Origin of the sequence: Vibrio aquaticus (genome assembly GCF_003970385.1) — a bacterium.
In the GTDB taxonomy this organism is placed as follows: Bacteria; Pseudomonadota; Gammaproteobacteria; order Enterobacterales; family Vibrionaceae; genus Vibrio; species Vibrio aquaticus.
Genome location: NZ_RXZH01000001.1, coordinates 379,706 through 393,704, shown reverse-complemented (window position 1 = coordinate 393,704; position 13,999 = coordinate 379,706). Strand labels below are relative to the sequence as shown.

Here is a 13,999-nt window from a genome sequence, read left to right as displayed (position 1 = left end):
ACTTATAGAACTATATGCATACCAAGGGCTCGGGTCGTATTGAGCCTTGGTAGAAGACTTATTAACGAACATAAGCGCTAGTTGGCGATTTTCCTCAAATTTTAAGGCGGAATGGATTTCCGCATGAGGTTGTCGTTATGAAAATTGCAACAAAGATTGTCCTTGCTTCGACATTGCTCTGCTCAATAGCGGTGATTGCCACAGGGACGATAGTCGGGTGGCGTTCATCAGGACTATCAGAGCAAGCCTTGTATGAGCGAGCCAACAATCAACTGATCTCTGTTCGTGAGATAAAGAAAAACGAAATCGAAAGTTACTTTCGGCAGATTGCAGGCCAAGTGGTCACCACGGCTAATTCAGTCGGTGTGCAAGATGCCATTACTGCCTTTACTCAAACCTTTGAAGCTTATCCCGTCGATCGTGTCTCAGACGGTGATGTTGCCAAGCTGCGCAACTACTACCAATCTAGCTTTGGCGCGACCTACCGTAACTCAAATGACGGCGCTTCCGCTAACGAGCTTCAAAAGCTTGATAGCTTGAGTGAGAGAGCCAGAGCGCTACAAGCCCGATATATTGGCGTTAACCCCAATCCTTTGGGCGATAAACATCAATTGATGTCTGATTCACTGAACACCGACTACGATGGTGTTCATGCAACGTACCACCCCAGTATCAAAGGGTTCTTGGAAGAGTTTGGTTACTACGATATTTTCTTGGTCAGTACAGCCGGCGACATCGTTTATTCGGTGTTTAAAGAGCTTGATTACGCCACCAATTTAAATTCAGGCCCATATGCGAGCAGCGGTATTGCTAAGGCGTATCAGCAAGCATTACGACTTGGCCAAGACCAGTTCTATCTAGAAGACTTTGCGCCTTACTTTCCTTCTTATGAGGCGGCCGCATCGTTTATTGCCACCCCAATCAAGCAAGATGGTAACACACTGGGCGTGCTGATTTTCCAAATGCCAGTCGATGAAATCAACGCCATTATGACCTTCGGCCAAGACTGGAGTAATGCGGGGTTAGGGGCCAGTGGCGAAAGCTATCTGTTGGGGCAAGACAAGTTGCTGCGCAGTGAATCGAGGTTTCTAATTGAAGATGCCAGCGGTTATTTTTCTGCCCTAGAGCAAGCGGGCGTTAGCCGTAATGTCCTCAGCCAAATTAAGGGAAAAGAATCGGCCATTGGACGCCAACCGGTTTCTACATCTACCGCCAGTGCGGCATTGAAAGGTCAAAGTGGCTCACAGGTCATTGAAGATTATCGTGGTGTTGAAGTGCTATCGGCTTATTCTCCGGTGAATGTGGCGGGCCTTAAGTGGGCCATCTTAACTGAGATTGATAAAGCCGAAGCGTTAGAAGATCTACAAACCCTCGTTAATTCATTAGTCGTGACAGTAGCAAGCAGCATTGTGGTTGTGGTGGTCATTTCCGTGTTGATTTCTTACTTCTTAGGTAACAGCATTGCCAAACCAATTATGATTGCGAGTCAGAAAGTCCAGTTCATTGCGAAAGACAACGATCTGACGCAACGACTTGAAGTCTCGGGTAAAGATGAAATGACGGACCTTGCGGTGTCGCTAAACGGCTTGTTTGCCCACTTACAGGACATCATTGGTAAGTTTGGTCAAGCCACCAACAATCTGAACAGTAACACCCAAAGTATGGCCGGTAACATGAACAGTACCCGTGATGCTGTGGCTGATCAAAATCACCGTACCGAGTCAGTCGCTACAGCGGTAAATGAAATGAGTGCCTCGATTGCAGAAGTAGCGCAGTTTGCAACTAAAGCTGCCGAGTTTGTAAAAACGGCCAATGAGACAGGCAGTGAGGGGGTGCAAATTGGCCAAAATTTAGGAAGTGAGATTTCTCGATTAGATTCAGAAATGCAAACCGCGGTGGCGGCGATTGAACGGTTGCACAACGAGACGAATTCTATTGCTGAAGTGCTCGATGTTATTCAAGGCATTGCTGAACAAACCAATCTACTTGCTCTCAACGCTGCGATTGAGGCGGCGAGGGCTGGTGAGCAAGGTCGAGGTTTTGCGGTGGTTGCCGACGAAGTGCGTTCACTGGCTGGCCGTACGCAAGCATCAACCGAAGAGATTCGCGGAAAAATTGAATCACTTCAGCGTGAAACGAAAAGTGTTTCGCAAAGTATTGAAAGTGCGAATAGCACAGTGTCTCAAGGGGTATCAACCTGTGACGAAAACACCCACATGCTAGAGCAGATCGTTTCCATGCTTGATCAGTTGAATGAGATGAACGTGCAAATCGCCTCTGCAACTGAAGAGCAAAGAGCAGTAACCGATGAGATCAGTGGCAGCATCACTTCCATTGCGGATGCCTCTGCCGCGGTCTCGGTTCAGGTTCAAGATGCGGATGATGTGTTACAAGGTCTATCGACGGAAGCCGAGCACCTTAACGGTGAAGTGTCACAATTTAAGTACTAGCTCAGCCTCATGAGCAATGTATGACGCTTAAATAGCGTCATACAATCCTTTTTTTCTGTTAATCAATGTCATAGACTCTGAACAAATTAATTGGAGAAGTGACAAATGGAATTAACAGCCTTCCTATCTGCTCTTGCAGCAAACCCTCAAGATGTTCAATTTGAAGAGGCCATCGCAGCGATTGAAGCGAACTACGAGTTTTCACCAACAGCTTTTACCAATGGTGACACTGCGAACGGCGCAAACCAAAACAACGGTTCATGTAAGATCTTTGCCTTCGGTCAGCTAAATAAGCTAAGTGAAGAAGCGACCTTAGCGTGCTTTGGCCGCTTTTATCGTGAAGATGTACTTGGTCACCCAGACGGTGACGATCACGCAAACATCCGCAACTTCATTAAATTTGGTTGGCAGGGTGTTAAGTTTGAAGGCGAAGCGTTGACGGCGAAAGCATAGCGAACAACGACTGACGAATACAAAAAAGCCAGACGAGATGTCTGGCTTCTTGCTTTTCTGAGGTTTGATTTTAGTGGTTAGATTTCTTCATGCTTATGAACTAAACCAAAATCGGCCAATACCGCGTAGGCAGCTGGGATCATAAACAGAACCAGAAGTGTAGAGGCAAAAATACCGAATACAATCGAGATCACCAATGGCTGAATAACCTGTGCTTGTAAGCTGGTTTCGGTCAGCAGTGGCAATAGACCTGCCGCCGTGGTCATTGAGGTAAGGAACACAGCACGGAAACGTTCACGACTCGCTTTCACGACAGAGTCATGTACACTGTCACCTTCATCAACATGGTGCCTGATGTATTGCACCAGCAGTATCGAGTCATTAACCACAATCCCGGCCAGTGAGACAAACCCCATCATACTTGGCATACTCAGCGAGTGGCCAAGTAAAATGTGCCCCCAAACGACACCGATAAACGCCAACGGAATCGCCAGCATAACGACGAACGGCTCTAAGTAGCTGCGGAACTGATAACTTAGAATCGCAAACACACCGAACAGGCCGAGCATGAAGCCTTTACCCATAGAAGCGCCAGTTTCAGCGGTATCTTTCGCTTCACCTTCAAAATCGAAACGCAGACCTGGGTATTTGGCCATCAGTTTAGGCGCTTCTTCTGCTTGGAATTGATTAATGATGGCGGTGGAGTTCGCCTTAGTATTATCCGTATCACCAAACACACTGATTGTACGCAAGCCGTTGATACGTTGAATACGCACGTAGTTACGTTGGAAGTCCAACGTTGCAATGGTCGCCAGTGGAATTTGGCTACCATCAGGCATGATGATTGGGAAGTTAGATAACTGCTGCAAATCTCCCGCTTCAACTTTGTTCAAACGTACTTCGATGGAAATGTTTTCAACACCCACCTGAATCTCATCCGCGGTTTGACCAAAGAAGGCAGCACGCAGTTGATTGGCAATAAGCTGGCCATTAATACCATACGCCTCAGCACCTGGGCGAAGTTTTACTAATACCTCTTCTTTACCCATTCGCATGTCATCTAATACGCCATGGACACCATCAAACTCATTGAGGTATTGCTGAATGTCGATGGACGCTGCTTTGAGCGCTTCAAGATCGTCATGTTTGGCACGAATCTCAATCGCTCGACCACCTGGCCCCATCGTTGGTTGCTTAAAAACTAAAGAAATCGGGTCAGCAAGTTCACCGACATCTTCACGCCACGCTGCGACAAACTCATCAATTAAGGTGTTGCGGCTCTCTGCGCCAAGTAGGTCTAAACGCACTGTCGCAATGTGTGGGCCTGATTCGTTCGCATCGGCGTTGGCATTGAATTGGCTGGTAATGTGCTGAACCAATGGCGTGCCATTTTCGGCTTTCTCGGTCCACTCTTTATCAAGTTTCTGAGCAGAGGCAACGATATGATCCACCACGGCTTCGGTTTGAGAAAGCGATGAGCCCGGTGGCAAAATAATACGTGCTTCGGCAATGTCACCATCCAGCTCAGGGAAAGGTTGGAACTTAAGTAAACCGCCCGCGAGAGTGGCAACGGAAATGAGCAACAAGGCACCTACGCCACCTAAGAAGGCATAGCGATACTCGACGACTTTCTCTACTGCATTAACCAAAGTGGTGTTACGGAAGTTCTCAAAACCTGCCAATAACTTTTGCTTAAACTTTGCAGTTGGTTTCTCCTTTTTCTCTTTATGTAGAGAGTGGGATAAGTGATTCGGCAGAATCAAAAACGCTTCGACCAAGCTTAAGGTCAGCACCAGAATAAGCACTTGAGGTACTGCTTTTAGTACCGCACCCATTTCACCTTGCAAGAACAGCAAGCTACCGAAAATACACACTGTGGTAAGGAACGATGAAATAACCCCAGGTAGGACCTTTTTAACGCCTTTGACCACTGCATCGTCGACTTCTTCACCTCTATCTAGGTGAGCGGCTATCGATTCTGCGATTACTATGGCGTCATCCATCATGATACCGATTGCCATGAGCAGGCCAACCAAAGACATAATGTTGATTGATAGGCCAAGTTGCGCCATCAAGAACAAACCACCTAAGAATGCGACCGGTAAGCCAGCTGCGACCCAAAACGAGTAACGTAAGCTAAAGAATAGCCACATGGTGGCAAACACTAACACGATACCTTGCCAACCATTACGAACCATCATGGTGAGACGGTCCCAGAGCACGGAAGAGAGATCGTTTGTCAGTTGAAGTTGAACGCCAGTAGGGGCGATAGCCTGCTGATCTTCAACAAATTGAGAGACGCGCTCTTTGATTCTCAGAGCATCATCTTCCTTATTCTTACTGACTTTCAATAGCGCGGAAGGATGACCATCAAAGAGAACCTTCTGCTCATCAAGCTCAAAGCGATCGGTAATGGTCGCAATGTCTCGCAGTCTAATAATCGAACCGTTAGGGCCGGATCCGATGACTAGGCTTTCAAGCTCAGTTGGGGTCGTTCGGCGTTCATCAAAACGGATCAGGAAGTTTTTGTCAGGTGTTTCAACGTTACCACTTGGCAGCTTGATGTTTTGACGACCAATTTGATCCGCAATATCACCGACACTGAGACCAAGTTGACGCATGGCTTGAGAGTCTAGCTCTACACGATATTGGTGATCTGAAAAACCAGCAACATCCACCAAAGAGACGTCATAGTCGAGCTTTAACGTTCGTTTAAGCTGCTCGGCGTACGCTTTTAGCTCTGGCCAAGTGGTGTCTGCGGTAATCGCCACATCGACAACGGGTTCATTCCAATCTAGTTCCTGAACAACCGGCGATTCGATCTCTTTCGGGAAGTCGTTAATCGAGTTTATTTGAGTCTGAACATCCACCAGCATGCGGCCAATGTCGGCATCTTCATTCAGCTTTAAGATAAGTCGAGCTGACCCTTCAATGGCCTCACATTGCGTTTCTTCAATGTTGGCAAGGCCATCGACCGCATCTTCCATACGAACACAGATGCTTTCTTCCACTTCATTTGGTGAGGCGCCCGGATAAACCACGCCCGCCATAATGTAAGGAGGATCAAACTCAGGAAAGGTTTCTCGTTTAATGTTGGGCAAGGAGGTTAAGCCGAGCACCAATAACCCAAGCATCAGCAAATTGGCTGCGGTTGGGTGTTTTGCGAAGAATCGTATCATTGCGCAGACTCCTCTGTACCAGATTCTGCTTCTCTGAGTAACATGCCGCTGATCGCAGGAAGAAGATCGTTCAGTACCAGTTTGTCGCCTTGTTCGAGCTGGCCGTCAATCACTACTTGGTTGTCACGGCGGTAAAGTACATCAACGCTTTTAATGACCAGTGTTGAGTCGTCCGACATTAGGTAAATCTTATCGCCATGCAGTGCGCGTTCAGGAATAACCCAGCTTGGGTTTGATTGCCCTTCAATGGTTGCGCGTACAAACATCCCGTTAACTAGCGGAGGGACAGAGGTTGGATTCAGATTACGATAGTCTTGCTCGATTTCAAGAATCACACCGGCCGTTGCTTGGTTTGGATCCACAGTTTCACTGATGCGAGTCAATTTCGCTGGCCAGTTTGCGTTGAGGTTGCCGCTGCTTAGTTCAATGTTGGCGTTAATGTTGTTGGTGTTTGGTTGAGGAATGCCGCTCTCATCGCGAGAAAATTCACCCAGGCTTGAAGCGAGTGTCTGCATATCATGAATTGAAAGCTGCGCTTCTACTTCCATTACATCCATACCGTGGCCTGTCACCATGGTTTGCTGAAGGTTAACCACTTGGTTTTGTTCAATATCGACGTTAGCGATACGCAGGTCGTAAGGCAGAGTGATGATGGTTTTCTCTAGCGAGCGATGTGCTTCTTCAACCTTTGAGGTGTTCACCTTAACCAAAGCTTCGGCCACGCGTTGTTCGTCCGGCATTAGGCCAATTTGGTTCTCGATATCTAACACCAGTTTACGTTGAGACAGAGCGCTTTGTTCTTGCTGATCCACATCGGATTGAGAAGTGAGGCCCTTTTTACGTAGGTTTTGTTTACGTTCGAGCTCTTTGTTTGAGATCACCAAGCGGTTCTTTTCAATCTTTAAGGTCTGTTTAAGGTTTAACTCTTCTTGATTCAGCTTAGCCAAAGAGGTTTGTGCAGATTTTAGGTCGGCTTGGGCTTGAACCAGTTTGAGTTCGTAATCGAGAGGATCAATTCTCAGGACTTCTGTACCGGCCTGTAGAACTTGGCCTTTTTCAAGTTGAGGATGGCGATAGACCACTTTGCCCGTTACTTCGGCAATCGCGTTCCATTCTACTTTCGGTGCTACTTTACCGAAGCCGATCGCAAGCGGAGCGATAGACTTGAGTTCTAGAGCGGTTGTTTCGACTAATCGCGCTCTATCACCTGCAGGTTTTACCGGAAGGTCAGGTTTGAGTTTGACGGCGAGCACTAAGGTGACAATGCCCACCGCAAGGGCTGGGAAGAACAGTAGTTTTTTATTGATTTTCATTCTGGGTTATTCCTGCGAATGGGTGGGTTGGAGAAATCCGTGACTCATTAATTTGATGTTGTGTTCGAGCAGTTGGTCTAGAAACGCTTCATTGAGTTCAATTCCGTGAATCGCGAGCAGAGCGGGCGGTGCAATAAAAGGAAACACCATCAGGCTAATGTAAGATACTTTACAAAGACGTGGATCAGCATCGGGCCTTAAAATGCCGCTGTCGACTAGCTTGTCAAACATCACGTGTTGCATGGGTTGAGTCACATCAATAAACACTTTTTCAAGCAACTTGCGTTGGGTGTCTGAACTGTCCATGTACATCACTCTAGCAATCAGGCGAGGAAAGAGCGGGACTTTGATCATTTCACGGTAATACGTTCGCATGATGTCTAGAAAGTTCTTTTGTGAGCTGTCTTTGACCATACGCTGCATTTGTTGCTTCATCGGTTCAATGGTTTCACGCAGCATAGTCTCAAACAGCCCCTCTTTGTTGCCAAAGTAATAGCGAATCATGGCAACGTTGACACCCGCTGTACTGGCGACAAGTCGTGTAGAGACTTTGTCATAGGGCTTGACGGTAAATAGCTCTCTTGAGGCATCAATTAACAATTGCCTTGCATCGATATCTGCGCTGGGCCGTCCAGCTTTGCGATTTTCGCTCATCCATCTGCTCTAGGTTATTAAACATGCGATTAATTATAGTGCGAGCTGAGCGTATTCGATATGGCAAAAATTAATCACTATTTAAACATTTGATTAATTAATCGCGGAGATGGGGCGGGTTCGAATTTAAATTCATATAAATCAATAAGATAAATATTTCTGGTTGAGGGGAAAGACTAAGAAGGTAGAAAAGAAAACGCCCATGTACTAGTCAATACATGGGCGTAAAAGGACAACAACTAATGTCGTTATTTGGAGATTGTTGGTCCAACATCCTTATCAAGACTGTTACAAGCTATCAGACTTTATGAGTAGTTCTTTATAGCAGTGTAACCAATGAACAATAAAGTAACATTTTTATGATTAACGATTAAATATCGAAAAGTGGAAAAATAAATTTCAAAAATGAAACGAGATTGTTAATAACCGTGAGCAATTGACTAACGCTCACGGTCGTGTCGAAAAGTCTTAAATAAGCCCTTGTTGTTTCGCCATGTGGTTCGCAATCTGAGGGGCTTTCCATAGACTAGGCAACAGGATCAAAGAGACTGGCACTGCAGTAATCACAATGAAGGATTGCAGGGCAGAAATGCCGCCTGCTCCCATAGAGATAAGCGCAATCGCGACAATGCCCATCATGATACCCCAGAAGGCGCGCATTGCAGCATGAGGCTCAGTCGTTCCAGTAATCACTACACTGATGGTGTAGGTCATGGAGTCACCTGTGGTCACGATGAATGTGGTTGTCAGAATCAAGAACAATACTGAGATAACAATCGGGAAGGGCAATTCACCTGTGATCGCAAGTAAAACAGCTGGGAGGTTGAAGCCTTCAAATGCTGACGAGATAAGCCCTGGGTTTTCGAGCTCAAACGCCAGACCGCTGCCGCCAACAATGCTAAACCAGAAACAGGTAATAAGCGGAGCGGCAATACTGATCGAAAGGATCAGCTGGCGAATTGTACGGCCACGAGAGATACGCGCAATGAAGATAGCCATCATTGGTCCGTAACCAATAAACCAACCCCAGAAGAAGACCGTCCACCAGTTTAGCCAGTTTGCGTCACCACGGAACAGAGCCATAGGGAAGAAGTTGTCGATCATACGACCTACGCCCTGAACGTAACCATCAACAATGAAACTTGTCGGGCCAAAAAACAGTACATAACCGATCAGAGCAACCGACAAGATGATGTTGTAACGGCTCACAATTTGGATGCCTTTACTAACGCCACTTAGAGCAGAAAGCGTGTACGTAGCAATCGCGAACAGAATCACCATACTTTGGGTCGCGAAGGTATCAGGGATCCCAAACAAGGCATTGAGTGCGTAGCTAATCTGTAAACCTAAAAAGCCAATAGGACCAATGGTACCTGCGGCGACGGCAATAACACTACAGGCGTCTGCGAGATTGCCAATCCAACCGTTGATCGCTTTATCACCAAAAATCGGGTAGAGCAGGGTGCGAGGTTTGAGTGGTAAGCCTTTGTCGTAGTGTAAATGCATTAAAACCACAGACGATAAGCAGCCAAGAATAGCCCAGGCTAGAAAGCCCCAATGCATAAATGATTGAGACAGCGCATTGATCGCCATTGAGCGTGGAGACGTTTCACCGTAGAGAGGCGGCGCAGAAACAAAGTGCGCGATAGGCTCGGCAGCGGCCCAAAACACACCACCACCCGCTAGTAGGGTACATAAAACGATAGAAAGCCACTTAAAGGTGTCGATTTCAGGTGTCTTTAAACCACCTAATCGAACATATCCAGTGCGGCCAAACGCGATCACGAGGCCGATAACAAAGTTAAGTAGCAACAGCACTTGCCAGAAAGCGCCAAAATATTTTGTAGAAAGAGAAAACCCGGAATTAACCCACTGTGCAAGAAGAGAGGTATCCGCTAGGGCAAGAATGACAAACGCAGTCAGGAAGCTGCCGCTTAGCCAAAATACAGGGTTATTGAGTTCGAGTTTCGCAAAGCGATGATGAGGATATAAGTTACTGTCTGTGGGGTGACTATCAATTGACTGCGTCAAGTTAGACATTAAAAAGTTCGCTATTTTGTCGCAGACTTTATAAAGCCTGCTAATGTATTTTCCCCACTCCGTTTCGCAAGAAATGTGAGGTACGTCAAAAAGCCGCGCATACTAACACAGTTGTTACTAAATGTGCAGTATGAAGCTCAATCAGCGAAATACATGGGTGTTCAAAATAAAATACCCCTAGTTTGAGCTCTCTATACCATACTTAAAAAACAACCTGTTATGAGGTAGGGAATGTGAGAAGAGGCTTTGTTTGGCTATTGGTCTTTGCCCCATCAATAAGCTGGGTCATCTTATCTTTCTATGAATCAACATGGTGGATCGAAAACATTGTGGCGTTTCCTGCGCTGTTTTTATTTGCCTATTGGGTATTAGCGGCGATCTTACTGTTGATCAAACGGTGGTCTGCAGGGGCAGTGTGCATATTACTTTCCGGTGTTTTCTTTCTGTTGAGTCCACAAGCCGAACGTGTGCAGGTGAGTCATTGTGTCACCCCAATCTCCATTGCTCAGTACAATCTTTATTATGAAAACCAAGACGTCAATGCGTTTATTAACTACCTCATCTCACAGCCGAAAGACTTGGTGGTTTTACAAGAGGTTGCGCCAGAAATAGGTGAGAAACTAAAGAAGTTAGATGATATTTATCCTTATTACTATGGGGGTCAAGAAGGGATTGGCTACCCATCGAGCCAGATGATTTTAAGCCGTTCACCACTGACCGATATGTCAGTTTATCTGACACCAGACGAACAAGCGATCATTCGTGGAACATGGCACCCAAATCGACACCTAGCGTTAACCTTGGTTGCGGCGCATCCACCATCACCTAGGACAAAAGCCTTGTGGTACCGGCGTAATGCGATCATTCGTACGATTGAGTCGCTCAATAAACTTTATCCGAGTGATGAGATGCTGGTGGTAGGTGACTTTAACTTATCTTCTGTGAGTCTTCGATTTGGACAGATGTTTTCGAGCTTCCAGACGCTACCGGTCGCGAGTTGGCCCAATTGGGCGGAACAGTTTCCCACGCCAGATTTCTCTATGATAGCGATAGATCATTTGTGGCTTAAATCTGCAGCGAGTGGGCGACGAATCTGTGATAGGAGAAGTATCGCTAAACCTAATGGTTCCGACCACAAATTGGTCGAAACCACGATTGGCTATTAACGATACTTGCTTAGTGTGTCATTTAAGGTTGGAGCTTTAAAACATCATCAATGTCTTGTGCACTGTGACGTTCTGGAACTTGCTCCCAAGCTTCACCCCAGGCACGGTTAACAATACGGCCACGTTGCACCGCTTCACGCGCTTCGATTTGTTCAGCCCAGCGTTTCACGTTTTTGTAGCTATCGACATCTAAAAATTCAGCAGCATCATACGCTTTGCCCAATACTAAATTACCGTACCAAGGCCAGGTTGCGATATCCGCGATAGAATACTCTTCGCCGCCTAGATAAGTGTTATTCGCAAGGCGTTTATCTAATACATCGAGCTGACGTTTCGCTTCCATCGCGAAACGGTTGATTGGGTATTCAAACTTTTCAGGTGCGTACGCATAGAAGTGACCAAAACCACCGCCCAGGTATGGGGCAGAACCTTGTAACCAGAACAGCCAGTTCATTACTTCAGTGCGTGCTGCGGTGTCTGTTGGCAAAAAATGACCGAATTTTTCCGCTAGATAAAACAGAATATTGCCTGATTCAAAAACGTTGACCGGTGTTTCACCAGATTGATCGACCAACGCTGGGATTTTAGAGTTTGGGTTCACTTCAACAAAGCCTGAACCAAATTGGTCGCCTTCACCAATCTTAATGAGGTAAGCATCGTATTCGGCTTCTTTGACACCTAATGCGAGTAACTCTTCTAGCATGATTGTGACTTTCTGGCCGTTAGGAGTACCCATGGAATGCAGCTGAATCGGGTGTTTTCCTACCGGTAAAGCCTGCTCATGACGCGCGCCAGAGTCCGGTCTATTAATGCTTGCCCACTGACCGCCGTTTTCTTCATCCATTGTCCAGACTTTTGGTGGTACGTATTGGTTTGTCATGATTGTTCCTTATTGTGATTGTTCTTTTCACTTACGTTTATTGAGTGAATCCTAACGCAAGCGAAAAACTTAACAGACAATCATTATAGTTGGGATAGAAGAATGGGAATCAAACCCTAGTAACGAAGTTTTAATAGAACCCTTGGTTATGAAAAAGGGGAATTGGATATAAGGAGTTGCTAATATAGGAAAGGATAAGCTTGAGCATCGCCCAAGCTTATTAGTGAGGATTAATTTGACTGTTTTAACTGAGCCAGCACATCAGTCAATGACGGCAAGATGGTGTGACCCAACTGTTTAATCTCGTCACTTGGCTCAACGAGATCAGGAATTTGGAAGGTGATCATCTTAGCCCCCACCGCGCTAAGTACACCATTGTTAGAATCTTCAAACGCCAAACACTGAGTAGCATCAACACCTAAACGTTGTGCGGCGAGTAAGTAAATCTCAGGGTCTGGCTTACCGTGTGTTACCTCACAACCACAAGTCAGGCCAGCGAAATATGGGCGCAGTCCGGCCAACTCTAATTTCTTTGCTGCGACTTCTTTGTGTGTTGACGTCGCTACCACGGCAGGAATCTTATTGTCTCTTAGCCATGTAAGCAGCTCAAGAACCCCTTCTTTGACTGGAATCGCTTGGTGTTTAACAATCGCATCGTAGTTTACGCGCCACTCTGCATGCAGCGCTTCGTAGTGTTCGCCATACGCTTTGCGGAAAATTTGCTCAATACCTGCTGAGTTACGGCCAATAATCGAGAGGTAAACATCGTCATAGAAGGGTTGACCGACGGTTTCACAGGCTTGTTTAAATACGCGCATGCACACGCGTTCTGTGTCGAGCAAAAGGCCATCCATATCAAATATTGCGGCTTGGTAGTTCATGAGTACAACTTGAATTTCTGAGTATTGCGTCGATTTTGTCATATTTGCCATTGAGGAAAAAGTGGTTCGGACACCTCATGGCTATTTATCGACTTTAGAATGAATTAAACAATATAAATCCACTATCTGTGACCACCTCGGATTGATGGCTGAAATAGGTACATACTCACTTACATTCCTATCACGTTATAGTGGTCAAAAAATGATCTCGCTTAATAATTGATTACCGCGGGCCCTTATAGTGCTCTCAACGTCAATTATTAAGAAGGATATTTCAATGAAGAAAGCACTCGCACTGAGCATTTTGGCCGCTATTTCAACCCCAGCGTTAGCCGATCATAGAATCATTGATGGCATGGACTTTGGACCATTAGCCCCACTAGTCGGGACATGGAAGTCAGTGGACGTTGGTGGAGTAGATATGTCTCCAGGTCAAGAGGGCAGTGAGGTCGGAAAGGGTGGCCCGGCCGTGACACCATTTTATGAAGTGATGACGTTTGAAGTAGCTGCAGACGCAACCAATGCAAGTGATCAGTACCTTGTTGCGCTTTACTATAAACAGGAAGTGTTCCGCAAAGTGGATGACAGCAAGTTCCATGACCAACGTGGTTACCTGATTTATGACCAAGAGAATCAAATCGTCTACAACTCGTTTTGTGTACCAAGAACAACGTGTGTGACGGCAGAAGGGGCAGCAGGAGAGACAATGATCCTGAGAGCGTCTTCACGTGGCATTGCGGAATCTGAGTACATGACGGAGAACGCGAAGACGACTGACTTTATCATGAATTTGAGCATTGCTGATGACACGTTAACGTATTCTCAAACAACGAGCTTAGACATATACGGCAAGCCTTTTGCGCATACGGATTCGAGCACGTTAGAAAGAGTGAAATAGTCCCCCTTAGCCACAAATAGATGCGATACAAAGCTCCTTTATGGGGCTTTGTTGTTTAATGCACTGCGCGGATATTAATTTGTTG

At 46.1% G+C, this 13,999-nt stretch carries 10 protein-coding genes; 4 read left to right on the top strand and 6 right to left on the bottom strand.

The window, feature by feature from the left end:
- The first annotated feature begins 137 nt into the window (after positions 1-137).
- Together EJ063_RS01615 and EJ063_RS01610 are read left to right on the top strand one after the other, a co-directional pair.
- The gene (locus EJ063_RS01615; RefSeq protein WP_126572262.1) at positions 138-2,450 is read left to right on the top strand and encodes a methyl-accepting chemotaxis protein; all 2,313 of its coding nucleotides are present in this window, start codon (positions 138-140) and stop codon (positions 2,448-2,450) included.
- Positions 2,451-2,555: 105 nt separating this feature from the next.
- The gene (locus EJ063_RS01610) at positions 2,556-2,903 is read left to right on the top strand and encodes a HopJ type III effector protein (RefSeq protein WP_126572261.1); all 348 of its coding nucleotides are present in this window, start codon (positions 2,556-2,558) and stop codon (positions 2,901-2,903) included.
- Positions 2,904-2,980: 77 nt separating this feature from the next.
- On the opposite strand, the gene EJ063_RS01605 is transcribed toward EJ063_RS01610, so the two are convergent.
- The 4 genes from EJ063_RS01605 to EJ063_RS01590 form a co-directional block, all read right to left on the bottom strand.
- On the bottom strand, positions 2,981-6,082 hold the full coding sequence (locus tag EJ063_RS01605; RefSeq protein WP_126572260.1) for an efflux RND transporter permease subunit: 3,102 nt from the start codon (positions 6,080-6,082) through the stop codon (positions 2,981-2,983).
- Positions 6,079-7,395, bottom strand: coding sequence for an efflux RND transporter periplasmic adaptor subunit (locus EJ063_RS01600; protein WP_126572259.1), 1,317 nt, complete (start codon positions 7,393-7,395; stop codon positions 6,079-6,081). Before EJ063_RS01600 ends, EJ063_RS01605 begins: the two co-directional genes overlap by 4 nt.
- 6 nt (positions 7,396-7,401) lie before the next feature.
- Positions 7,402-8,049 (bottom strand): TetR/AcrR family transcriptional regulator, encoded by a 648-nt coding sequence (locus EJ063_RS01595; RefSeq protein WP_126572258.1) that lies wholly within the window; start codon positions 8,047-8,049, stop codon positions 7,402-7,404.
- A 468-nt stretch (positions 8,050-8,517) separates the two neighbouring features.
- A complete protein-coding gene (locus EJ063_RS01590; RefSeq protein WP_126572257.1) occupies positions 8,518-10,089 on the bottom strand; it encodes a BCCT family transporter in 1,572 nt (523 codons plus the stop codon).
- A 233-nt stretch (positions 10,090-10,322) separates the two neighbouring features.
- Here EJ063_RS01590 and EJ063_RS01585 point away from each other — a divergent pair, with 233 nt between their 5' ends.
- Positions 10,323-11,255 (top strand): endonuclease/exonuclease/phosphatase family protein, encoded by a 933-nt coding sequence (locus EJ063_RS01585; RefSeq protein WP_126572256.1) that lies wholly within the window; start codon positions 10,323-10,325, stop codon positions 11,253-11,255.
- 22 nt (positions 11,256-11,277) lie between these two features.
- Here EJ063_RS01585 and yghU read toward each other — a convergent pair whose 3' ends face one another.
- Both yghU and EJ063_RS01575 read right to left on the bottom strand, forming a co-directional pair.
- The gene (yghU, locus tag EJ063_RS01580) at positions 11,278-12,135 is read right to left on the bottom strand and encodes a glutathione-dependent disulfide-bond oxidoreductase (RefSeq protein WP_126572255.1); all 858 of its coding nucleotides are present in this window, start codon (positions 12,133-12,135) and stop codon (positions 11,278-11,280) included.
- A 230-nt stretch (positions 12,136-12,365) separates the two neighbouring features.
- A complete protein-coding gene (locus tag EJ063_RS01575; RefSeq protein WP_126573088.1) occupies positions 12,366-13,016 on the bottom strand; it encodes an HAD family hydrolase in 651 nt (216 codons plus the stop codon).
- A 277-nt stretch (positions 13,017-13,293) separates the two neighbouring features.
- Here EJ063_RS01575 and EJ063_RS01570 point away from each other — a divergent pair, with 277 nt between their 5' ends.
- The gene (locus tag EJ063_RS01570) at positions 13,294-13,914 is read left to right on the top strand and encodes a heme-binding beta-barrel domain-containing protein (protein ID WP_126572254.1); all 621 of its coding nucleotides are present in this window, start codon (positions 13,294-13,296) and stop codon (positions 13,912-13,914) included.
- Positions 13,915-13,999 lie beyond the last annotated feature (85 nt).